Genomic DNA, 22,869 nt, shown 5'->3' on the forward strand with positions numbered 1-22,869 from the left:
GTATCAATTAATCCCTTAATCTACTTGGAGACAGAATACCGATTTTCAAGCCTTAGTTTGATATTTTAGGGAGGCATAATCGGGATAGTGCAAAACCCCTTCACCACCCCACACTCAACACATCCCTACGCTCATCCGACGACAGCACCATGCGGCAGGACTCCCAGTCGATGCTCTCCACCCGGCTGTATTTCTCATCAAAGGGATGCTGATGCTTTACGCCATCAATCAGTTTGGTGGCTTCTTCCACCTCTCCCAGGGCAATATCAACCCACACATCCTCCAGTACATCAGGAATCTGGCCAAACAAACCGTGAATATCCTCCAGTCGGTCTGATAGCAGCTCATGTACCCGGTCTTCCACAGAGCCACGGTAGCGCATATTCAGTATTTTGACCGTATCCCGAATCTGGCCAATTCTTTGGATGCGTCCCTTTCTCTGCTCCAGACGGGTTGGGTTCCAGGGCAAGTCAAGATTGATCAGGGTTCCCAGTCTCTGAAGGTTCAGCCCCTCACTGGCAGCATCCGTACCCAGCACCAGACGCAACTGGCCAGAACGGACTTTTTTCTTGATGTCATCCCGGTTAATTTTTCTGAACAGCCCATTTGTCATGATTCCCGAACAGGAAGCCCCGGCGTAAATGACAATAGGTTCATCCGGTAAATGCTCTTTAGACAACTGTGTTGCCAGCCACCAGACAGAATCATAATACTGCGAGAAAATGATGCAGCCGGACTCCAGCCATTGTTCCTCAAACAGGTATCTCTGAACTTCAAGGTATTTCGGGTCTTTATCCTGACTGGACTCCAGAGCTTCCTTGCAAAGCTTCAACAGTCTGATTTCTGCCGGAGTAAGATCTTTCATGGAATCAGAAACCGAGAGTTCGTCCATATCGTCTTCATCTTCCAGAAAGGCAGAAAATTCCTGCTCATCACCCGCAGCACCTGCCCATTCGCTCAACAGTTTGTCCACGGTTCTCTGTCCGGAGTAGAGCGTGCTGCCAATCCTTCTCAGTAACAGGGTCTTGAAAAAGCCTGCCCCTTTTGCCCTCTTACTTAAGGCTTCGGAAAACTCCTCGGCTTTCTCATAAGCCTTCTGAAAGTAAAGAGGCAGGGGAATTGAGTCTCTGTCACCCTCCCCAAATAACTGAACCTTAACCGGCTTCGTAAGCGGTTGGGGAACCCCATCTACCCCTATTTCCACCAATCCGCTATTTTTAAATTATCCGGTGTCAGCTTCATAGGCAACAGGTGTTCGACACTGCTGCCTTTGGATAGCTGAGGTAATTTAGACAGTACGTAGCGGAACCATGCATAAGGCTCCAGACCGTTGGCTTTGGCCGTTTCGATCAGGCTGTACAACACTGCGCTGGCTTTGGCTCCATCTACGCATTGGGCGAAGAGCCAGTTTTTGCGACCGATCACAAAGGGTTTTATCGCTCGCTCTGCGGCATTGTTGTCAATGTCCAGCAGCCCACTATCAAGGTAGCGCATCAGGTAAGACCACTGATTTTGTGCATAAGTAATGGCTTTGCCAAGCCTGCTTTTCGGGGCTATTTTGGGTTGCTGCCTGTCCAGCCATTTTTTCAGCTTATCCATAACCGGTCGGCTTTCCGATTGCCGGATCTGGAAGCGTTCTTCAACGGATTTGTCTTTGATCCTTCTCTCTATGGCGTAGAGTGTCTGGATCATGTTCAGCACCTGGGCCGGTTTGCTGACTTTAGTCTGTGGTACGCCCTTCTTTTTTGGGATGGCGTCCAGAGCTTCCTTGAATTTTCTGCGGGCGTGCGCCAGACTGCCAACCAGTTTAATCTCCGGCTGCTTGCTACTCAGGGTTTTATAGGCAGGCAAGCCGTCACACTGTAAATAGCCGCTAAAACCTGACAAAAACGCTTGTGGCCGTCCGTGATCCCGACCTGACTGGTAGTTGTACAACACAACGGGAGAACCCAGCTGCCCTGTCGTACGATACAGCCACATGTAGGACTTGTTTTGCGGTGTACGATCAGGTTCGTTCAATACCTGTAGTGGTGTTTCATCCGCCTGGATGCATGGCTGCTTAACCAGCATCTTCTGTAAAGTGTCGTACAGTGGCTGAAGTAAAACCGATACCCTGATCATCCATTCAGACATTGACGCACGACGGATCTCTACGCCCATGCGCTTGAGGATAAACTCCTGACGGTACAGTGGCAGGGCGTCGCAGTATTTACTGGTGATAATCCAGGCCAGCAGGCCGGGGGTAGCAATACTCTTGGGGATAGGCAGTTTCGGCATCGGCGCTGTCTTAACGCCAGACTCGCACTCACAGCGGTACTTTAACCGCTGAAATTCAATGACTTTAACCTGGGCCGGAACAATATCCAGCTTGCAGCTGCTTTCGTGACCAAACGCCTGAAGCTCTTTGCCACAGCAGTCGCATTGTTTTTCTTCTTCGGAGACATCCAGCGTTACAACATCACGGGGCAGGTCTTCAGATAATGTTTTTCTGACAGGCTTTTTCCGCTGGTGAGCCTCAATGGTTTGGGTTTCAGGCTCTTGCTCTTCTTCAGTGGCAGCAGTTCCCGATGATAACACGTCGATAGTCGTTTAAAATTATTTCATCGTTTCAAAAAATCAACGGCAACCAATACCCTGCACCCTAAGTGCATCACTGAATATACTGTTGCCCCTGAAACCTTGACTACAGCAACATCCTACGAAGTGTTAATTTTAACCCTGCCCGGCTTTATACCCTTGTTAATCGCTTCAAATAACTCATCCCACCCTTCAAGAAACCAGGACAGGAAAATACGTGTGATTAACTTCCATAGGTAAGTACGAACACCTTTCGATCGTTCTTTTAAGGCTTTTTGAAACTCCGGGCTGGTCATTTCCTGAATTTGATCAACCATAAATGCCAAAAAGGTCAAATAAGCCAGATTCGTAGCCAGATGGTACTTTCCATGACCATAGTTATGCTCAATGTTGTAGCCTTGGTTTTTCAGGGTATTAAACGTTTGGTTTTCTATATGCCAGCGACACCGTCCTCCTATCATAATTTCTTCAACGGTTTCTTCTGTTAACTCAATATCAGTAACCCAGCACCAAGTATGGCGGTTACCTTCTTTATCAGTTTCAACGTAATCAAGAACATTTACATTTTCAGCAAAATCGGATGCATTAAGTGGCACGTTATTGGCGTAGCGGAACCAGTGTTTAGTGCCTTTTTCTTTATTGGTTATCTCATGATATTTGAGGTTACCCTGATCGCACAGCGCATTCATGGCCTCAATAAGCGATTTATGATTCCCGTCTTTGGCAACAATAATGTAATGCCAGCCATAGCTCCTGATCAGCTCAATGGTGGGGTTATCAGCGTAGAGGCCGTCTAGGAGAATCGCTAAATTAAGATGAGGATGCTCTCGTTTGACGTGTGCCAAATAGCGTTTTATTGCATTTTTTTCACAATCATTTTTGGTGGCACCATCCTGAAGAACGATAGCTTCCGGTGCAAAGGGAATAACTGTTTTTTGCTCTGGGTGAACTATACATCCACCCATTAAGTTGTGGTAATAGGATTCGTTGCGCTTCCCCTTGTTCTTTACACAACATTCATTGCAACGGCATTCTCCAGAATAAAATAGGCCAGTTCCATCAACAGGCATCAGGTAACAGTCTTTTAAATCTCCACACTTGAACTCAAAAGCCTTGAGAAGTTTATTTCGCTGAACCAAAGAGAAGAGTTTTTTGAATGGCTTGCGGAACTCCTCTGGCGCTATTGGATCAAGAATCTCTCTCATATGGGTATCACAAGGTACTTTTCCGTCTTTCACGTGATACATGGTTTCAAGATTATGGCGAATAACAGGATCGGCCTGATCCGTATCAAACGACAGAAGAGAATCATATTTCTGATGCATCATGGCAAAAGCAGACTTTGCAAAATTAGAAAAAGGAATACCATTGGAACAGTGGTTAGGACGGTAGTCCGGAATGGTATCAAAGCATTTGCAAGCCTGAAGGATAAGGTTTTTGACACAAAGGTGCTTACTGTATTTCTGGAGAGCAGTGGTCATAATTGACTCAGCGACGACCGGTACAGAAACTTTCTATTTTAGCCTCTTTAGTCTGCGAAAGCGTTTTTTTTGTTCATGCTGCCGGCTTAGTCTTGCAAGGGGCTAAATGATCAGCGGGAATTGCTGCTTCAGTGGCTTCTTCAGCCAGTTCTTCCGCTTCATTAAAGAGCAGTCCCTGATCTTCAAAACGTTCGCTGGAGGAACCAAATTTCTTATGCTGATATAACCGGAACTGTTCTTCATACCACGCCAGTTTCGTCTTCAGCTGGATAATTTCCAACTGAAGCGATTCAAAGGTCGGGCTGTCTGGCGTAGTGATCGTATTCATGTCGTTTATTATCCGACAGTCGCCCTGTAGTTTGCATTGAAGCAGGTCATGGCAATTTAAGCGGCAGGCTGGTAGTGCAGAGGTTGATGGGCTTTTTTCTGCTCTACCGGCAACCCGTCCAAGAGCCAGTTCAGTTCTCGGCGTGTTAATGCGATGGCCTGATCCGGAGCACCCTGGCGAGGCCAGTTAAAACAGCCCTTTTCCAGGCGGCGATAGTAGAGCCAGAAGCCGTTGGTTTGCCAGTGCAGAATCTTGAGCTTATTGCGTCCCCGGTTGCAAAAGACAAACAGGCTTTCAGAAAACGGGTTCAGTTCCAGCACTTCACTGACGATGAGGGACAGGCCGTCAATAGACTTGCGCATATCCGTCACGCCGGGCACCAGATAAACGCTGAGAGATGAAGATGCACCAATCATGCGACCTCCAGAAGGTTGAGAACCTGCTTTAATGCATCTGGGTCAAACCCGGCGGCCAGCTCAACCCGGAAGCCCCCGGGGCTGATAAGGGAGATACCTGTTTCGGTTGTTTCTGCGGGTGCTTGTTTTTTGCTGACTGGTTCTTCTGCAATAGAAACAGGAATCAGGGGTTGTGAATCCTGAACTGACTCAATGACAGCTTGGTTGAAGTGACGTCGCTTGTGATAGCCGAACGTTTTGACCGAAAGCTGATGCTTCCGGGCGTATTCCGTCTGGGACAGGCCGCTTTTATTCCAGGCGTGGATGTGGTTTTTCCAGAAATCGGTGGTGCGATAGGTTGTCATGACTGCTTCCTACAGTTTGGAAGCATTAGTGTTCAGGATTTTAAAGCAGTCTGGTAGATGGAGTTAGCCTGACGCTTACCCGGCTTCAGATAGGGCTCACCGGTTTCCGGGTCAATGGTGGCTTCCAGATAGTCCCGGGTGCGTCGAATAATATGCCTGATAAAAGGGTTGTGTTGTCTGCCATAGTCTGGCAACACCCGGCGAAGTTTGGTTTTATCAGGACCACGTAATTGATTAAAACTGCCAGCATCGACAACATGGTCCCCCGGCTGCAATTGCAACCGCCTTCTTAAATCCCTGAAAGTCCGGTGATCCTCAGCCTGTGGTAATGGATTTCTGACCCAGCTCCAGGCCAGCGCCTCATCAACGGGGATTTCACTTTCCCCCATCACCATAGGCACAGCCCTGTCAGCCTTGCGCCATTCACTCCAGGGATCGCCCAGCACCTGATCACTGCCCAACGCCAGAATGCTTAACAGATCAAAAGCCTCAACAGGGTGAAGCTGAACCGGTGTGGCAGTAGCCAGCAACATGCTTTTGGTTCGCTGGCTGATCTGGGACAGAAAGCGCATCAAATTGTTGGGATCAGCTTTTTCTTCCAGACAACTGTCGGTTATTTTTTTCCGTCTGGAGCGGTGAGCTTCATCCACAATGACGCATTCATAGTGAGCAGCAAGAAGGTAATCCTTGACTTCAGAACCGGAAGTAATGAGCCCCTGGGAAACAATGCCCAGCCGCCTCGGGCATTTGAGAATACTCTCCGGCCCGGTAGCAGGCCAGGCAATACCCTGTTCATCCAGCCACTGCTTACCCGTCCAGATGGCGGACGGGTAAGCAGTTCCATCAACTCATCCTGCCATTGCAAAGTCAGAGGCTTGGGGGCAATCACTAATACGGGCTTATTCCCCTGAAGCGCCATCAACATACCCGCCAGCGCCAGCTGTACCGTTTTACCCAGACCCACTTGATCTGCAAGGATATACCGGGCTCCGCCTTTCAGGTGGTCGTCGAAGGCTTTTTTTACAAAATACTTCTGATGAGGCCAGAGCCCGAACTCTTTGCGATAAACCGGAATTTCGACAATGGCAGCAGCCGGGTCAATATCGGGTTCCTGCTGCCAGGTGCTTCTGTCGACCTCAACCCGTTCTGAAATCCGCTTTATATCGGTAATGACGAAATCGCTGAGCGGAGTGGCAAGATGATGGTTCCAGAGAGCGTTAAACTCATTCTCAACCCAGTCTACAGCCTCCTGTGAATCGTCTTCCCACACCATTTCATAGTTCAGTTTCCAGGCGGTCAGGCTCTCGTTGGTGCTGCCCATAAAGCTGGTTTTGCTGCCATCGGCCAGAGTAATAACTCCTGCCTTACCATGCACAAGACCAAAGGCTTCGTCAGGCAAAACCCGCACCTCCATTTTCCCGGAAACCAGAAATTCGTAGAGCGTCTTAAAGCGGTCATGGTTGGCTTCCGGCAACTTTTCCGGCTCTCCGGCGCACCAGTCCCGTCGCATGGCCTGCCGGGCGGCTTTGGCGGTGATGACATCTTCTGCCAGCAGCTCTGAATTGCAAATAACCCTGACCTTACCGGTCATGCTGTCCAGGGCTTCACCAGCCACTTCAAAAATACTGGATCGAAAAAAACCGGCAATGCGGTCGTAGGATTGTGCGCCAACCAGTTTTTCACGGATAAACGACCGACCCAGTGGCTGCTGGCGGGATGAATAACGCTGAATCACTGGAACCTCGAACAAAGACTAAGACAATTATTATATCGTTTTAGCCACGTCCCTCTCCACAACCGTATGCGCTATGAGACTATTCAGTCCACCATTTAGGTCTGGGCTCTGGCTCATGGCCGAGAATATGTTTCAGCTGATTGACCAAATCGAAGGATTTTTTTCCATCAATATGGGTCTGGAGATCACTATCCACATTACCCCATAGTGGATCCAGAACCACATCGACACCATGGGTTCTTGCCAGTTTTGCGGCGGGAACAAAGTCTGCATCACTGGCGAGTAGAACAATAGTGTCGGCATAGTGATTCAAAGTCACGGTGGTAATATCGACACCAATTCGGGTATCCACGCCTTTCTGTTGCACACTATAATAAAAGTCATCATTAGTCAGATCAGAAAACTGCTTTTCATTCGCCAACAGCTCCCTTAATACCGTGTCCTTCACCTGCCACTGCCCAGAGTTAGACAGTTTACCCATGCGAAGTGCCAACTTGCGAGAAGCTCTCAATTGCTTGTGAAGCTCCGTTTGGAAAATATATCCCGACTCTTTCTTACAGTTCCAGGTGCCGGGTGTTTGATGACCAGAAGCCGGTCGGGGGTATCGAATCTGTTTCTCAAGAGGCGGGGCATCGTAATAGTAAATCCGGTACAGTTGATCCCGTCCCAGATTTTCCTGATGCTTTCTGACAAGATTGTATATGACAGAAACAATATGATGAGGTTCTAATGCACAGGCTTGAAAATGCTTCCGATGATAATACTTGATCCGCCGGACAAAATAGCCACCATCTACAAAAAAAGCGATTTTCTGCATTACACCCCCTTAAACGCAAAAAACCTGCAACCGTGGCCATTCGCTACGTATTTGAATGGGCACCGTTGCAGGTCTGTGACTAAATATATAGCAACTTATGAAGGAAACGCAAGCCGGGTTAGCCGTTAGTATTCTCCAGCGCCCCCGCCAGGGTACTGGCCGCTTCGGCATCGGTTTCCCAGTGATCCATATGGTCAATATGTTCCAGACGACTGAGGAAGCGTAATACTTCAATCAGCTTTTTCCGGTCGTTCCAGAAGCCCTTCAGTTCGGTCTTGAGGTAGTTCACCCCCTGCTGGGCCGATTCCTGTTTGATGGTTTCATGCACAGCAAACAGAGCGTGGCGCACGATGGAAGCATCGAAGCCGTGATCCTTCAGGTTGCTGCGGCCAAACTCACGGGCAGTTTTAAAGCGCACGGCGTTGGCTTTGGTCTTGGCGTACATAAACTGGTATTCCCGCACACCGAACCCTTTTGCCAGTTCCTGATAAGCCCCGGCACGGAGTTCGCCGTGTTTTTCCAGCTCCAGGCCTTTCAGGTACAGGCGCTCATCGGCGGACAGGTTTTTCCAGTGGGTCTCGTCAAAGCCATCGGGCACCAGATGGTTACAGGCAATTTCCACGGCCTGGTCAATCAGTTTCTCGAACTGGGATTTCACCCCTTTCTGCTTTTCTCGGTACAGTTCGTTTTCGATATTGATGCCTTCAATCTCGCTGTACTGGGTCAGCACCCGCAGTGCCGCCGCATAGGCCGCCAGCTGGTAATCGGTATCACCAAAGTTCGGGTGGTCCTGATCGTCGATGGTGGTCATATGGTCAAGCTGGTCTTTTACGGCGTCTTCGATTTCGGGGATGAGTTCGTCGTCGAAGGCATCCAGATCGTCAAGGCGTTTGCGGAGGATTAGAAGAACCGTTCCCTGAACGAAATTGCCTTTTTTCATTCCAGAGTCTGTTTCTGTGGCAATAGTCCAAGCAGCTGTAACTTGAAGGCCTGCAGCCCAAAGTATCATAGCTAGTTCCCATCCAAAAACAGAACACAGAAAACAAACCTGCCTTTAGGTTTAAAAAATATTGTCCTTTCAGGCAGGTTTTCTGGCTATCAATATAAGCCAAAGCTCATAAGTAGTGAATTTCAAGCATATTAACCCCTCTGGTCGTTGCCAGCTTTCCCATCGGCCAAAGTCTTTACGCTATGGCGGGGGCTGGATAACGACTCAGAATCACAAAGTTGTAGCAAACAACCGCCGCCCAACACCAGGCCTCAAAATGCTCTTCGTCTTGGCAAGGACATACAGAAAGTCCAAAACACCGTTTTAACCACGAAATTCCTGCTTCGATACCTGCCCGGAAGCAATATAGCTTCCGATAGACATATTGGCTCTTGACCATATCTTTTACTTCCAGCCCCCTCTTTTTATGAAAAGCGACATCGTTAACTCCCAATGCTTTTGCATCCTCAAGATTGGTGCTGCTGGCATACCCACCATCCACCGCAGCTTGTCGTGGCGCTCGTTCATAAATATCTATTTGTCGCTTAAGCATGGGGATGAAACGGTCTGAATCTGCCGGGTTGCCCGTCTCAATGACCAGATCGAGAAACATCCGGCTCTTACCTTGTGTCAGGTTGAGCTTATGGCTGTATTGAACATCACGACGGTCTTTCACAATGATGTCTGTATGAGGTTCGTACAGGCTGACAATTTTCTCCTGTGCCGGAACTTTTTCACCTTTGAATACACGACGTTCAGTCTGAGAAACAACGGCTGCAACCAACGGTAACAACCGATCCACGTCTGATAACCATTGAACAACCGGCGCAGTGTCGAAACAGTTCCCCTGTTTCAGGGCGCTTTCCAGATCAAACCGGGCTTTGAGCAGGACTTTCCGAGTCTTGCGGGTTAGTTGTAATAGTTTTTCGTAATGCTGCTTTTGTTGCTCCTTCTTCTTTGCGTATGAACACTCTTTGACTGTTTTCTTTATGACTCTGTTGTGGTGGGTAAATTAGTAAAGAGGCTCAGGTGTGAAGCCAACCCCCTGCTCAAGCAAGCGACACATCTCTTTAACAGAAGTGCCAAGGAGGTCACTGTCGTAAGGCGCTTTAATATTGGTTGCAGTGACAGTGCTGTCGATTGCAGCCACTCTTCCTGTTTCTATTTTCTGCTCCCTGGCTGTTTTTAACTGCGCCCGGTGTATGCGCCGATACGTAGTGGCAGTAATTGAACAAACAAGGGATTGCAGGGATGACTTGTGTGGAGTCTGGTTGGGAGCAAGACGACAGAAGGCGCGGTACAATGGAGAGTCCATTAGAACGAAAGCAAGGCACTCAAAGCTGAATTGAAAACGCTGCCTTAAAAAGTCGACTCGTAAGACTGATTCAGCACTCAGTGCATCTCTCCCGGTGTCATGGATTGCTTCGCTACGAAGATCGTTAAACACCCAGTCAATGAACTGGGAATGAGCATCCAGCCATTGAGAAAGACTGCAAAGTTCGTCATAAATTGCGTGATCTCTGTAAGGCAAATCCGTACTAAACTGCGGGGTGCGTTTTTTGCGCATTTTAAAGCCCTCTGCTTTTTGGCTTTCCTACGGAATTGGTATCTGAGGAAATATAAGCGCTAAAGAGCAGTAGGGTTTTATTGTTTGCAGCTTTTGAGAACTCAGTGATTGCAGCTGGTTACGTTTTTGGATGAGAACAAGCTAGTACACGAGCAATACTGGAACGGTATGCACAAGGCTAAGACGCACCTTGAAATGTCAGCTACCAAGTCTTACACGGGTATCCTTCTATCTACGTTTGTAGCGGAAGGCAAAGTAAACATGAAAGACCAGCTAACTAAGTACTTGCCAGAATTAAAAGGCACTGGTTGGGACGGTGCGACGGTTGAGCAAGTTGCTGATATGCGTTCTGGTATTAAAGTTGAGTTCACACCGGGTCTTCTTTACTCAGACAAGATGACCGAAACACAAGACTGGAATGGCCCATCTAAGTACGACTACAAAAACATCATTGAGGTAGCTCAAGAGCTAGGTCAACGTGATGATGTAGAGCGTGGTGAAGCGTTCGACTACCTATGTATGAACACTGAAATGCTTGCTCAAATAATGGAGCGCATCGAAGGCAAGCGTTATACAGAAATCCTGGAAGAACGTCTCTTCCAACCAATGGGTGCGGAGTACGGCGCAGAAATGATGACAAACCGCGACGGTGAAGCTGTCTCGTCTGGCGGTCTGCACATCACAGCACGCGACGGCGTTAAGTTGATGGATATTATGATGAACGAAGGTAAAAACCGTAAAGGTGAGCAAGTCGTTCCTAAGCAGTTCATTGACGACCTGATTGAAGGTAACGACGAAGTACGTAGCGCATGGAAACACGATGGTTTCGCAGCAATTCTAGCTGACGCCTGGTACAAAGACCAAATCCGTGTACTCAACGTTGACGGTCGCCGCTATATCACGTTCGTAGGTGTATCTGGTCAGGTAACAGTAGGTGAGCCAGCAACAGGCACAGTAATAAAGATGGCTCTTTTACAGGTTGGCTGATCATTTTACAGCCTCCTGCCTGATTTTAAGATAGAGGTAATCAAGATCATTGTAGCCACAAGCTTTGTAGATAATCCGTTTGATGACTCCATTGAAAGCTTCAATCTTCGCGCTGGTTATACGATGATGGCAGTACGACAGCAAGCCCTCTCTTGCCCTGTCCAAGCCCTTAGCAAACCTCTTAAGTTCTGCAATTCCGGTTTCTTTTGCTAACTCTATCCATCTATCCAGAAACTTGCCGGCACACGCTTTGTACGTGTACGTCCATAGCTGTTTGAGCATGTCTTTCAGGATGTAAGCCTGATTGAGATCCTCGTTCATGCTCAAGAGCTCTTTCAGACTGCTTTCTCGCTTTGGAGTCAGGTTCTCAGGGTTCATGAACAGGTTGAACCGCTGACCCTTGATAAAGGGCTTGTTCTCTTCTTCAGCCTGACGCCACTCCCTGCGCCTTATCTGATCTATCACATCATTATAATTGGCAATAATGTGAAACTTGTCGTATACAATATCCGCATTGGGCAAGTGCTCTTTCACCGAAGCCTGATAGCTGCCACCACGGTCTATGCCAACACACTCGATGCTCGCTTTTTGCTCTTCAGTCAGGCTGCTCAAGAACTCATCCAGAGTCTCTTTTCGCTTGCCTTCACCAAGGAAGAGGGTTTCTCCTGAGTCGGCGTTAAGAACAACGGTAAGATACTGATGGCCTTTGCCAATGGATTTTTCGTCAATGAGCAGAGCGCGAATACCGTCACGCTTTGGAGCTGAAAGCATTCTCAGCAGCATCTCTTTATCCCAACGACGGGCAGTACCACCGGATATAGCAATGAATTCAGGCACCTTGTCGCAGGGCATATAGCGACATAAATGGCTGACGTGTCGTTTAAGGCGATCGGTTGCCTGAGCCTTGGGAGTTAAACCAGGAATAGTAACGGTTTCAATATTGTTGCAGTGTGAGCAGCGGCCCTGAAAAGCTGTGAAGAGAAGATTTACCTGTAGAACTCCCAGTGGTAAATCCTGGACACACCGATCTTTTGTCTTCATTTGTCCCATAGGGGTTTCACATTGACTGCATTTCTCGTGCTGAATTCGGCCATCCCTGCGGAGATAGACAAAAGCTTGTTTGACTTCCCAATCAATATCAATCTGCTCGATTACCCAGCCGGGAAATGCGAACATAGGACGTAGTGAGGGTGTTGTACACATGTCTGATCCTTCAGAAATTTTGATCTGTTCAAATCAATCTTTCCTGAAAGGCTATTTCTGTTGCAACCCCTCATTTTCCATCAGCCAACCTGTAAAAGCCCCATAAAGATGCACGGCGCTCAAGATGATTGGCAGCACCCACGTACTGTAGCGATGACGTTCATGGACGTAGTTCCAACACTGCTAAAAGCAGTAGAAGAAATGAAGTAATAAATTAATCAGTGCCGTCCACTAGCGGCGGCACGCCTAAGTTGAAGTGGTTATAATTCTCCGGGCACAAATACTCAGATTGATGCAACGACCCTGCCTGCCATGCAGGTGGTTCTGTGCAGATATTGTGACAAATTGCCATCATCAGAAATTTTTCAACATTACATAACAAGGGCTGGCCGATAACAGAGACAGTTTCAGACATTCAGGATTTCATCGTGAGCCTTGTTGATCAGTTTTTCTATCTGGTTCTGTGACACAGGGATAATACCTGCCCTAAGCCCAAAAGGTTTGAATACGTCATTCAGGATCTGTTGTGATGGACTACCCTTGCCACGTTCTATGTCGGAGATGGTTTTACGACTTACACCTACCAGTTCTGCAAAACGATCCTGGTTTAAGCCCAGAAGCTGTTTCCTTAATTGCTGCAATAACTGACCATCGGAAATGTCTCCCTTTAACATCTGTACCATGAGATTGAGTATCACTTCTTCTCTACTGTTGGGTGTAGAATCCGGTGTGGGCTGTGGTACAGAAGTATTGCTGTCAGTTTGTTGCTGCTGTGACTTTTGAGCTCGCAGTCTGGCAAGACGGTCTCTGGCATTACTGGTCATTCCTGTACTCATATCAGATCCCACTTCTTTAATTTTTCATTGAGAAATCCAAATCCGATAGCCGGCAGGTTAACAATGGACTCTGGCACTCCCTGATCCGACAATCTGGATTTCAAATCAACCATCTGTGCTGCCAGTATGGACAGTTCTTCGATCACAGAATCGGCTGAAACCCTGAAACCAAACTGTCTTAATGTGTCTTCAGCTTCCAGTGCGATTTTAATCCAGTCGAAATTCGCACCGACTTCAAGCCCGCTAGCTGCCCCCCAGGTCGTTGTGCGTATCACTCCTTCCGGGTCGGCTTTCATCGGGGCAAAATCATAAATGGGTGATAACTCCGCTGGTTGTCCCGGACGCTTCAGAAAAGCGGTATTTCGACCATGATTATCAGAGTTGCCAAAAACTACATTGAGAAAATCCCGCTTGATCCACTCGTTTACAAAAGCCTGCGGATCAAATTTGCTGCTGCGCTGATTAAGTAACATGACCAGTTCTGTGATAACTCGTAAATGATTCAGATTTGAACCGGGCGGCATGCCTAATGCGGAAAACACTGACTCCACACCGTAGTGAACAAGTTTTCCTTGCTGGATGCCTACATCAAAACGTGGCAACCACAAAGACACCTTCTCACCGTCGTCAAATAACTTCATTTTGGTCGTGTCGATGGTGCTAACGCCTAGCGCATTCAGTATGTGGTAATAGTGATATTCAGCCCTGAGAATATCCTTATCAGTAGCGCTGCCACGGTTTCGGGCAAATTTAACCAGGTAGTGATCGTCGGTATTGCTTGCATCATCCTGATAGGCATCAATCCACACCCTATCGTCTGATGTATAACGAACAAGAAATTTCGGTGCTTCACCACCAGCCCCCGTTGCCCCACCGCCGACAGCGCCCATTTGATTAGCATATTGCAAAAAATCTGAGCTTCTTGAAACGGCATCATCTAGCGGAAACAGAATAGTGTCGATTTTCTCTCCATTATCGATGAAAGGTAAAGCTTCTTTGATGCGCATGTTGCCAATCGGGGCTATTGTCCCAGTAGCAAGTAATGGATAGTCCTGTTCAATGGAAGGAAGGTTTTCAATGCCCAGGCTCTTGATCCAGAATCGTCTTCCCGCTCCCGCTGGCATAAGGTCATCAATGACAGCGAACCAGGGTTGTTGTGTGTGTGATTCATACAACTGAACCGGATACCTCAGTGAAAAAGCAGCCTCATGCCTATTTTTATCAAAGTATTCAAAGGCGTAATCAAACAGATAATCCATCTCGCAAACACCTGGGCGACCTTTGTTGGGTTCAGGGAAGTTGAGGGTTACTGAATCTTTCCACGTATGATCAACAAATGTTTGAACGGTAAGTTGTTTGGTTGCCATACCTTCTCTTCACTCAGATTAAAATTTTTATATGAGTAATATAGTACTCAAAATGAAGATTATCCAGTAGATATGAGTAATATATGTGACATAAGTGGGAATAAATTCAACTCAATGCTGGTTCCTCCCTACTTAAAGCGAACCAGCAGCCTTGATGAGCTGTTACCCTGGCTCTATTTGAAAGGGATCTCCACAGGGGATTTTCAGGAAGCCTTATAGAGTCTTCTGGGTAGTCAGGCTGAGAACCTGTCACCAGGCGTCATCAGTCGTTTAAAGACCCGCTGGATTGAAGAGCACAAACAGTGGAACCAGCGAAAGCTGGAAAACAAGCACTACGTGTATGTCTGGGCTGACGGTGTGCACTTCAACATACGTGGCGACGAGGGTCGCCACTGCATTCTGATGTTGATTGGCGTCACCGACCATGGCAAGAAAGAGCTGATAGCCATTGAAGATGGTTACCGGGAGTCCACCCAAAGCTGGGAAGAACTTCTTTCCAGAGTTGAACAGCAAGGGCTGGCTAAGGCTCCAGCGCTGGCCGTAGGTGACGGTGCGTTGGGATTCTGGAAAGCTGTAAGCAAAGTCTGGCCAGCCCCCCGGCACCAGCGTTGTTGGGTTCACAAGACAGCGAACGTGCTGAACAAGCTGCCAAAATCCGTGCAGTCCAAGGTAAAGAGTGACTTGCATGATATTTGGCAGGCAGAAACCCGTGAGCAGGCTTATACGGCCTTCGACAACACGGTCAAGCGCTTTGGTGCCAAGTACCCGAAAGCCATGGAGTGCCTGAGTAAAGATAAAGAGCAGATGCTGGCCTTTTATGACTCCTGAATTTAAGGAATCTGCGGTGAAACTGGCTGTAGAGTCTGATAAACCAGCAACAACAAGGTCATGTTGGAAAAAATGTCTAATAGGTTGGGAAACAAAGCTGCAGAATGCGAAGTTCAGAGCTGTAAATGCCTGTCTCAATAAAATCTGTTTCCTAACTTATTTAGACTTATTTTAAACAAGATCCGGTTGATATAAATCTTCATCATCCAGGGTTACAAGGGTGAATTCAGGGACAGGCAATCCATTTTCTCTAAGAATCTCATTAACTTCTTCGAGTTTAAATACTCTTAACTCTGACTCGTCTGCCTTATAACCTGGTTCAGCTACACCCGAAGTCGCTGGTGATTGCTTATCTTCTTCTGGCAGTGCTTTTATAGCAATGCTTTTTTGAGCCGATGTAATCGTTGACGATGAAGGGTTTTCCCTCTTATCAGGCCTTCCCTTATTTTGGGCTTCTGAAAGGTCAGAAGTGGCTGATTTTAACCATTTTGTTTTATCCTGCTTAACTGTCAAGCGTCTATCACCTATTGACATGTAGCGTGCAACTTCACGCTCTTTTACAAACCATAGTGGTCGCTTGACTTCATAATTTGGTGGTGAAGGTTTTTCAACCCTTTTCCCAAATAGATAATTACGAGTACGCAAGCTCATTCGTATATTGGCGTTCCATATTTTATTACCACCAACTTGCTTTGAGCGTGAATTGTAATAAGGAATATTCTCCTCAAACCATTTATAAATATCCCTTACAGGAAGCTCTTTTTCCTGACTATCACTAATAGCCATTATTATTAGTTGAGAAGTACGTATGTTTGGTTTTTCTTCGGTGCTCTTTATATCTATAGAAGTCTTTTCATTCGATCTTCGTACTTCAATATAATGCCTGGATTCTTCACCTTCTTCACCTTCTTCAGTTTTAAAGAAAGACACGTTCATTGAATCTTCTGTTTGCCTGCTGGATGAAGGTCTATTTGACTGCTCCTCGCTTTCTGGAATATTGATAGTAAATGTTTTTATACATTTTTGTTTTTGTGATGAGGTGGCATCAGAAGCAAGGTGCAGAGTGTCAGGTTGCGGCATAACAGTCGTTGTGCGTCCATAGGTGCTTGCCTGCGAAGGTGCAGGTGCAGGTGCAGGTGCAGGTGCAGGTGCAGGTGCAGGATGCTCAGGATTAATGTTGCCATACCCTGCATGTGTAAAGCTCCGTCCTGGAGAAACATCATTAGGGTTCATTATGTAATACTCCTGATAGTTAAACTCATTTTTTTATTTTCCGAAAATCACTGTTTTCCCTGAGCACGAAAGTGATATTTTTAACTTAGTTATTTAAATGGATATAGAAAGTTATCAAAAAGTTCAAGCACTGTCAGGAATACTGAGAATTAGGTTAGCAATAGTAACTAAATCACCACACCGGGCACTGAGTGTAACCTGACTGAGGCAGAAGATAGCACCATTAAAACGATGATGAAAATGGACATCCTTCGTTGCAAGTACGCTTAAGTGACCCTTTTGATATCAGGAAACATTTTCTCAAAACACTCCCAGAATGCAGACCCGTAATTGAGCCGAAACTCCTCTCCGGGCTCAATGTCACGGGTAGCAACCAGTAAAGCCATAACGGAATGTTTCCTGATGAATTCAGTATTGTAGGGCGCTACATCATTGACAAAGCTACCGCCACCAATACCCTCTCTTGGGGTTTGCTCCCCCACTAAAGTAAAGTTCTCTGTCACCCCGAGGCTGTATGTGAAAATTGATGGGTCTTCATTTAGCAATGCTTCGTATTCATTTAAATCCACTTTCCTCCCCTCAAACCAGGTAATGACCTCTCCCTTTTGAAACTTACGATCGGCAATCAGTCCTTTGCCCTGTGGGAGAAGAAGACTGTCATCCACTTTTATTCCGTGGCCTATGCTTACGCCCTTGTAAGTTTCAAGCGGAGGGGGAGAAGCACTCCTTAAAATGTGTTTGCAGATTCCGCTTGATGAACTGTCATCTTCAGGAGCCAGTTCGGATTGAGCAGGGTTTACGGTGTCAGAATGTTTCTGATCAGAAAAAGGCAGTAGAGTACGATAAGTTTTGTGGAGCCTCTCTGCCCTTTGACGTAGATGCGATTTCAATTGTTTTTCATCAAACTGTTTGAGTGCTTCAGATAAGTAAGCCCTGTTACTCCTGATGGCTGCCTGAAGCGTATGATTCTCATTAACTCCAGAAGCTAAAGCAAACAAATCATCAGGATGAATCTGTGTGCCTTTGTATTCTTTGTGCTTAATCTTTCTGTACATTTTATATAAGCATTGAGCATCTAGCTGCGTATAAACTTCCTGACAGTTGATGCCAAATCTGTGAATATAAGCCAACGTAAGCATGTTAGCGTCGTAGCAATTTTTATCGTATTCAACACCGTCTATTGGTCTGTATTTAATCCCTTTAATTTTTTCTCCATTTACCTTAAGACCTCCCTTTACCGACGTTATTATTCTGGAGAAATTAAAATCGTACTTTCGGCACAAATCAAAAAGCTCTTCATTATATTTTTCATCTTCAGCCTCAGATAAAGCATTTATAGAATAAAAATCACTTTTTAAACTTAATGTTTTATCAATTTTCTCAATAACCGAGATACCTTTTTGCTTTTTGAAATACTCAATTATTTCAACCTGCCCCCATACAGTATCTTTCTTTCTCATATTGCCATGAGTCCCTGTCACTCTCCGCAAGCAGGGTGGTAAAGATATATTATGTTCATTTAGCTTTTTGGCAAGAACATTTCTTTTAGTAATAGTGCTTTTCTCTCTAAAATCTAACTCTTGTCCATAACTTACATTCATTTCGAGGCACATGAATTTATAAAAAACCAATTCATAAAACTCGGTATCAGGATTCAGAATTTTGAGTATGGGTATATAACTGAACTTTACATCTTCAAGCTTTAATGGGGAAAATAGCAAATGAAAAATATTCTTATGGGCAAGAGTCCACTCGCTTTGACTATGTCGAAAGATACCATTTGCAGGTATCTCAACACTTTTTCTACTAGGCAAATTATTCCAGTTAGTTATTTTAACTTTTAACTCTGAACCGTATCTTCCAACTGTTTGAAAGTACTCTTCTGACTCAGAATCCAGCAACCTTATTGATTCCAGGCTTAACTCTTTAATTTCGATAATGCCCCAAACATACAAAGCATAACGAGCAAGGTGTTCATTCCAGGTATCATGTGAACATTTCATTTCTGGCCAATCTGATTGCTGCCATTTGAAATTATTATTCAGATATTTTACCAGACTATCCAGAGGACGTATGGTGTAACCATTATGATCTATATATGTTTTTAAATTCTTATATTCCTTTTTAATTTCTTCAATCTCTGTTGCTTTATAGGTGAACTCTCTACAAACATTCAAACTGGCAGAAGCGTTTTGAGAACCACCTGATGGCGTCGGGAGTGTAAGCTTTCTTTTTTTTAAGGAAGGAGCTTCGGATTCTTTGTGGTTTGCCTTGAAATTTGGTAGTGATTTTTTTCCCCTTTGGGAAGAACGCCTCTTTCCACTTGAACGCGGCTGTGGCTCCGGTTGAATTGTCTGATGGCATGCGACGGCTCTCCCTATATTCATTACTCACTTCCTTTTGTTCACGGCTCTATTTCGCTTGACTCACCACCTGAATCATCCGAAAGATAAAGGTCTCCATCTAGTAGTTCCATCGATGCTTCAATTTCCCTGCTTAGACTACGTCCAAATAATCTATTGCCATATTGCGTACTCGTACCTTCATTCTCAATATCAGGATCTACGTCAACGCTATCAGTCTTTGCTTTTTTATCAGCAGGCTCACTGCCAGAAGGCATATTACTTTTTCTTTTATTTGTCTTTCCCTCAGAATCAGGTTCTTCAATGAGTAACATACCCGGTGAGTGCTTATCTATTTCTTTATCAAACGCTTCCCAATCAAAATAAATATTACCACCAGCTGTATCATAATGCTTTGTTTCTAATGCGGTCATGATTGATATTTCAACCCATAAACCTAACAAAAATGCAAACTCATTATCTTTCTTCATTTCTGAACGAATACTGTCTAACCACTCATAACCTAAGCGTGGTGTTTTCTTATTCTCACACAGGTAAGAATAAAAACCTTCTTTTTTTAAAAACTCTTCTTGCCATTTTTTTCGATTAATCAAATCATCAAACTTTACAACTGCCGCCCATAGTTTATCAATATTATTATTTGTGAATTTTTTTATTTTTATGGTATAAGTTTCGCTAATTTCTTTTAGCTGTGCTTTTGCTTCGTCTGCTTCCATCCACTCAAGATAAGTCCCAAGATTAAATTTATGATCATCAAGATTTATAATAATTCTTTCTGGAAGCCTTAAGCCTGCATGGATATGTTCTCTGGGAAAAGCAAAATCGTCTTCCGTCCCTTTTTTCAAAATGTTGTACACGGAAGTTCCCTTTATACTGGCGAATTTTTTAAACCTGCTGTTTTCCACACCACTTGAAGAAGGCTCGGCACTATTACCTTCTTCAATAGTGCCTTCTTCAATAGTGCCTTCTTCGATAGTGCCTACGCAAACAGGTATCTCTACTCCCGGAGTACCCTTTGCTGGAAAACCTGTGTTCATATTTATACTCCATTAATAGAACCCGTGATGATCCATACCCTGTGTTTTTGATTTTAGAATCATTGCCGGCTATGTTATAAGCCGTCAATGGAACAGTCATCCTAACCCCACTGAATGGCTTATTGTTTAATTCATCTTTCACGTAGACTGCTTTTGTTTTAATAAGTTCCCTATCTCCTAACTGAAAGAGGACTCCCTGCGAACCAGCAGGGAGAGGATGTCAAGACGTTTACCCGCAACACTTCTTAAATTTTTTACCACTGCCGCATGGGCAAGGGTCATTACGCCCGACCTTCGGAGCTTCCCGAACAAAGGTTCCCTCTGTCAGAAATTCCTGCCCGGCTGGCGCCTGCAGACCCTGAGGCTCAGGAAAGAGTGTGGCCAGATCAAAATCGTCGTCATCGTCATCGTCGTACTTTGCCTCTGGTTGAAAACTGTGCCAGTTCTCAAGGCTACCGATGGTGTCGGTGATCAGGTCTTTATGAAAAGACCTTTCGTGCCTATCCGGTTCACCAGCCTGCAGGTCATCTTCAACATCCTTTAGTTTCTTGAATTGCTTCATTTCCGGCCAGCGCTGATAGGCCGTTCTGATCTCGGGCAGCAGATCGGCGAAACCGTGCATTTCGCAAATATTTTCGAGAACAATGGGAAGGTAGCCATCATCATCACCGTACTGAAGCTCACCAGCGAGCATTGCACGACAGTAATCTTTTAATGAATCCGTCGGAAACTGATTCTGGAATGCCAGTGTACCCAGGGAATAGAAAGCCGCAGCCCGAACAAATTCATCGACACCGGGGTTTTCTGCCAGCGCCTGAACAGGTGCCATATCACCGTCGCAGACCGAGGCAATAATACGGGGTAAAGCCTCTGTGACCAGATCCCCCAGAAAACCGTCGTTAGTTTCATCCAGCTGTGTCAGCAGATGGATTAACGGGCGATAAGCGCGGGTCTCCCGGAACTGGCCGAGCAGGTACATGGCAAACAGCAGCAGGTCGGTCTGGTCGTTATCCACAGCTTTCTGCACATCCGCTGCTACGGTTTCAAGGTACTCCAGCAGCAGCGGTGCAGCGGTCTCCTGCTGGTCGATCAGCGTTTGCAGTGCTTCACGGGGGAAAACGCCAGGCTGATAGACAGACAGTGTTTCAATAGCTTGTTGTACGTTACTCATAAAAAACAACTTTCCTGTAGATAAAACGGTTGGGTTAGCCACGAGGCGGTGCTTGCACCCTCGGGGGTAACCCAACATAGGATGGTTAACTCAGAGTTCGCCTGCGAAGGCTTTTTGGCTGAGGGAGTTGAACATAGCTTGCAGTTCTGCCTCTGACTTCTGGAAGCATTATGCTGGGAATTGTGCTTTTTACAAATTTTAGAAAAGCGTAATTAACAGCATTTTGTAGTCTGGTCTGGATATATCACCAGTTATCACCTATCGCCTATCGCCTGAGTGTGAATGACTTTGAGAAAGGTTTTGAAATCATGGGCTCCGGCCAGTCTGGCAAAGTGATTCTTGACTGGAGCTGACACGGTTCTCTGGCCTGGTTTCTATTATCAGGCTGTGTTGGCATAGAACGGCTGTAAGTAGTTATAAATTAGCTATCGAATATTTTTGACCGTCCGGTTACTAAAAATAGTTATTCCAATTCTACCGGCAGCGCTCAGTGTAGTGATTATACTCCAGCTATCACCAACAACACCTGCGTTACTGCTTCAACGAAAATGAAAACCGTTTTACCTATCACAGATGGGGCCATTAGAGAAACCCTGCAGATCGCCAGGAGTCATGGCCCAACACCCTATGTCAGAGAAAGAGCACACGCTGTACTGCTCAGCTCTCGTGGCTTTCCTATGGCTCAAATTGCCGATATCTTTGAGGTTCAGTACCAGACGGTATCACGCTGGCTTGATGACTGGGAGGATTATGGTATTCGAGGGCTATACAAAACACACGACGGAGGGAAGAAACCTATTTACAATTCTGAAGAAGAACTGCGCATTAAAGAACTGGTGGCTAAGGAACCCCGCCGTATATCATATGTCCAATCCAAAATCGAAGAGGAAACAGGCAAATCCGCATCAAAGACGACAATAGGTAGAATAATAAAAAAGCTGGGGATGGTTTACAAAAGACTCCGTAAATCATGCAAGCATAAAAGAGATGAGGAGCAGTTTCAGCGTAGTAAGGCAGCATTGAAAGATGCTCAAGAAGCTGAAGATAAAGGTTTAATTAATTTGTTCTATTTTGACGAGTCAGGGTTTAGTCAGGAGCCTTGCGTACCTTATGGCTGGCAGGAGAAAGGCAAACAGCTCCGTATACCTTCAGTAAAAAGTAAAAGAATCAATGTTCTGGGGTTTATGAACCGTTCCTGTGAACTGTTTTATTACCCTGTAATTGGATCAGTTGATAGCAAGACAGTCATTGATATTTTCGACTATTTTGCCTATCAGATGACAGCTCCAGAGTACGGAGGAGATGATCGTTACACTGTGGTCATTATTGATAATGCCAGCATTCACACCAGTAAAGCGTTCCGAGCAAGAATTGATGACTGGATTCTTGAGAAAAAAATGATTGTTTTATTTCTCCCCACATACTCTCCCGAGCTCAACCTGATTGAGATTCTATGGGATAAGGCTAAATATGAATGGATCGATATATTATCAATTGTGAATTTCAGAGGCTTTGAGAAAGAGGTAAAGCGAGTTTTTGATGGGGTCGGTCAGGAATATATGATTTCGTATGCATGACTACTTAAAAAAGG

The 22,869-nt window shown here is 45.7% G+C and carries 20 protein-coding genes and 3 pseudogenes; 3 read left to right on the forward strand and 20 right to left on the reverse strand.

The features are described from left to right. Positions 1–100: 100 nt before the first annotated feature. The 12 genes from NX722_RS15675 to NX722_RS15730 all read right to left on the reverse strand — a co-directional run bounded on the left by NX722_RS15675 (position 101) and on the right by NX722_RS15730 (position 10,253). Positions 101–1,204, reverse strand: coding sequence for a helicase-related protein (locus tag NX722_RS15675; protein ID WP_262563770.1), 1,104 nt, complete (start codon positions 1,202–1,204; stop codon positions 101–103). Continuing rightward, positions 1,195–2,577, reverse strand: coding sequence for an IS66 family transposase (tnpC, locus tag NX722_RS15680; RefSeq protein WP_262563771.1), 1,383 nt, complete (start codon positions 2,575–2,577; stop codon positions 1,195–1,197). The genes NX722_RS15675 and tnpC overlap by 10 nt, the downstream gene beginning before the upstream one ends. Positions 2,578–2,696: 119 nt before the next feature. Beyond that, entirely contained in the window at positions 2,697–4,058 is a 1,362-nt protein-coding gene (locus NX722_RS15685) for a transposase (protein WP_262563772.1), read from the reverse strand. Positions 4,059–4,131: 73 nt separating this feature from the next. Beyond that, positions 4,132–4,386 (reverse strand): transposase, encoded by a 255-nt coding sequence (locus NX722_RS15690; RefSeq protein WP_262563773.1) that lies wholly within the window; start codon positions 4,384–4,386, stop codon positions 4,132–4,134. Positions 4,387–4,442: 56 nt separating this feature from the next. Beyond that, positions 4,443–4,802, reverse strand: coding sequence for an IS66 family insertion sequence element accessory protein TnpB (gene tnpB / locus NX722_RS15695; RefSeq protein WP_262563774.1), 360 nt, complete (start codon positions 4,800–4,802; stop codon positions 4,443–4,445). Next, entirely contained in the window at positions 4,799–5,146 is a 348-nt protein-coding gene (gene tnpA, locus NX722_RS15700) for an IS66 family insertion sequence element accessory protein TnpA (protein WP_262563775.1), read from the reverse strand. The genes tnpB and tnpA overlap by 4 nt, the downstream gene beginning before the upstream one ends. A gap of 32 nt (positions 5,147–5,178) precedes the next feature. Then, the gene (locus NX722_RS15705) at positions 5,179–5,796 is read right to left on the reverse strand and encodes a DEAD/DEAH box helicase family protein (RefSeq protein ID WP_262563776.1); all 618 of its coding nucleotides are present in this window, start codon (positions 5,794–5,796) and stop codon (positions 5,179–5,181) included. Beyond that, the gene (locus NX722_RS15710) at positions 5,760–6,881 is read right to left on the reverse strand and encodes a phospholipase D-like domain-containing protein (protein ID WP_262563777.1); all 1,122 of its coding nucleotides are present in this window, start codon (positions 6,879–6,881) and stop codon (positions 5,760–5,762) included. Before NX722_RS15710 ends, NX722_RS15705 begins: the two co-directional genes overlap by 37 nt. A 79-nt stretch (positions 6,882–6,960) precedes the next feature. Beyond that, positions 6,961–7,698: an NYN domain-containing protein gene (locus NX722_RS15715; protein ID WP_262563778.1), complete on the reverse strand. Its 738-nt coding sequence runs from the start codon at positions 7,696–7,698 to the stop codon at positions 6,961–6,963. A 118-nt stretch (positions 7,699–7,816) separates the two neighbouring features. Next, positions 7,817–8,638, reverse strand: coding sequence for a hypothetical protein (locus NX722_RS15720; RefSeq protein WP_262563779.1), 822 nt, complete (start codon positions 8,636–8,638; stop codon positions 7,817–7,819). A 244-nt stretch (positions 8,639–8,882) separates the two neighbouring features. Next, positions 8,883–9,488, reverse strand: a complete 606-nt coding sequence (locus NX722_RS15725; protein ID WP_262563780.1) for a transposase — start codon at positions 9,486–9,488, stop codon at positions 8,883–8,885. A gap of 210 nt (positions 9,489–9,698) precedes the next feature. Beyond that, positions 9,699–10,253 (reverse strand): hypothetical protein, encoded by a 555-nt coding sequence (locus NX722_RS15730; protein WP_262563781.1) that lies wholly within the window; start codon positions 10,251–10,253, stop codon positions 9,699–9,701. Positions 10,254–10,379: 126 nt separating this feature from the next. On the opposite strand from NX722_RS15730, the gene NX722_RS15735 reads away from it, so the two are divergent. Further along, positions 10,380–11,240, forward strand: coding sequence for a serine hydrolase domain-containing protein (locus NX722_RS15735; protein WP_262563782.1), 861 nt, complete (start codon positions 10,380–10,382; stop codon positions 11,238–11,240). Here NX722_RS15735 and NX722_RS15740 read toward each other — a convergent pair whose 3' ends face one another. The 3 genes from NX722_RS15740 to NX722_RS15750 form a co-directional block, all read right to left on the reverse strand. Continuing rightward, a complete protein-coding gene (locus NX722_RS15740) occupies positions 11,241–12,443 on the reverse strand; it encodes an ISL3 family transposase (protein ID WP_262563783.1) in 1,203 nt (400 codons plus the stop codon). Positions 12,444–12,850: 407 nt separating this feature from the next. Further along, positions 12,851–13,279 (reverse strand): helix-turn-helix transcriptional regulator, encoded by a 429-nt coding sequence (locus tag NX722_RS15745; RefSeq protein WP_262563784.1) that lies wholly within the window; start codon positions 13,277–13,279, stop codon positions 12,851–12,853. After that, on the reverse strand, positions 13,276–14,538 hold the full coding sequence (locus NX722_RS15750) for a type II toxin-antitoxin system HipA family toxin (protein ID WP_262563785.1): 1,263 nt from the start codon (positions 14,536–14,538) through the stop codon (positions 13,276–13,278). Before NX722_RS15750 ends, NX722_RS15745 begins: the two co-directional genes overlap by 4 nt. Positions 14,539–14,742: 204 nt before the next feature. Here NX722_RS15750 and NX722_RS15755 point away from each other — a divergent pair. Then, a pseudogene (locus tag NX722_RS15755) lies at positions 14,743–15,468 on the forward strand (IS256 family transposase); the annotation flags it as partial. Between the two features lie 177 nt (positions 15,469–15,645). Here the strand turns inward: NX722_RS15755 and NX722_RS15760 are convergent. The 5 genes and pseudogenes from NX722_RS15760 to NX722_RS15780 all read right to left on the reverse strand — a co-directional run. Beyond that, complete coding sequence (locus NX722_RS15760) at positions 15,646–16,707, reverse strand: forkhead box protein (protein ID WP_262563786.1); 1,062 nt, start codon at positions 16,705–16,707, stop codon at positions 15,646–15,648. Positions 16,708–16,973: 266 nt separating this feature from the next. After that, on the reverse strand, positions 16,974–19,094 hold the full coding sequence (locus NX722_RS15765; RefSeq protein WP_262563787.1) for an SET domain-containing protein-lysine N-methyltransferase: 2,121 nt from the start codon (positions 19,092–19,094) through the stop codon (positions 16,974–16,976). Positions 19,095–19,111: 17 nt separating this feature from the next. After that, complete coding sequence (locus tag NX722_RS15770) at positions 19,112–20,107, reverse strand: hypothetical protein (RefSeq protein ID WP_262563788.1); 996 nt, start codon at positions 20,105–20,107, stop codon at positions 19,112–19,114. 229 nt (positions 20,108–20,336) lie between these two features. Continuing rightward, positions 20,337–20,414: pseudogene (locus NX722_RS15775) on the reverse strand (SEC-C metal-binding domain-containing protein); the annotation flags it as partial. A 132-nt stretch (positions 20,415–20,546) separates the two neighbouring features. Continuing rightward, a pseudogene (locus NX722_RS15780) lies at positions 20,547–21,356 on the reverse strand (DUF1186 domain-containing protein); the annotation flags it as partial. Positions 21,357–21,826: 470 nt separating this feature from the next. Here NX722_RS15780 and NX722_RS15785 point away from each other — a divergent pair. Then, positions 21,827–22,855, forward strand: a complete 1,029-nt coding sequence (locus NX722_RS15785) for an IS630 family transposase (RefSeq protein ID WP_262563789.1) — start codon at positions 21,827–21,829, stop codon at positions 22,853–22,855. The last annotated feature ends 14 nt before the right edge of the window (positions 22,856–22,869 follow it).

The sequence above is a fragment of the Endozoicomonas gorgoniicola genome, assembly GCF_025562715.2.
In the GTDB taxonomy this organism is placed as follows: domain Bacteria; phylum Pseudomonadota; class Gammaproteobacteria; order Pseudomonadales; family Endozoicomonadaceae; genus Endozoicomonas_A; species Endozoicomonas_A gorgoniicola.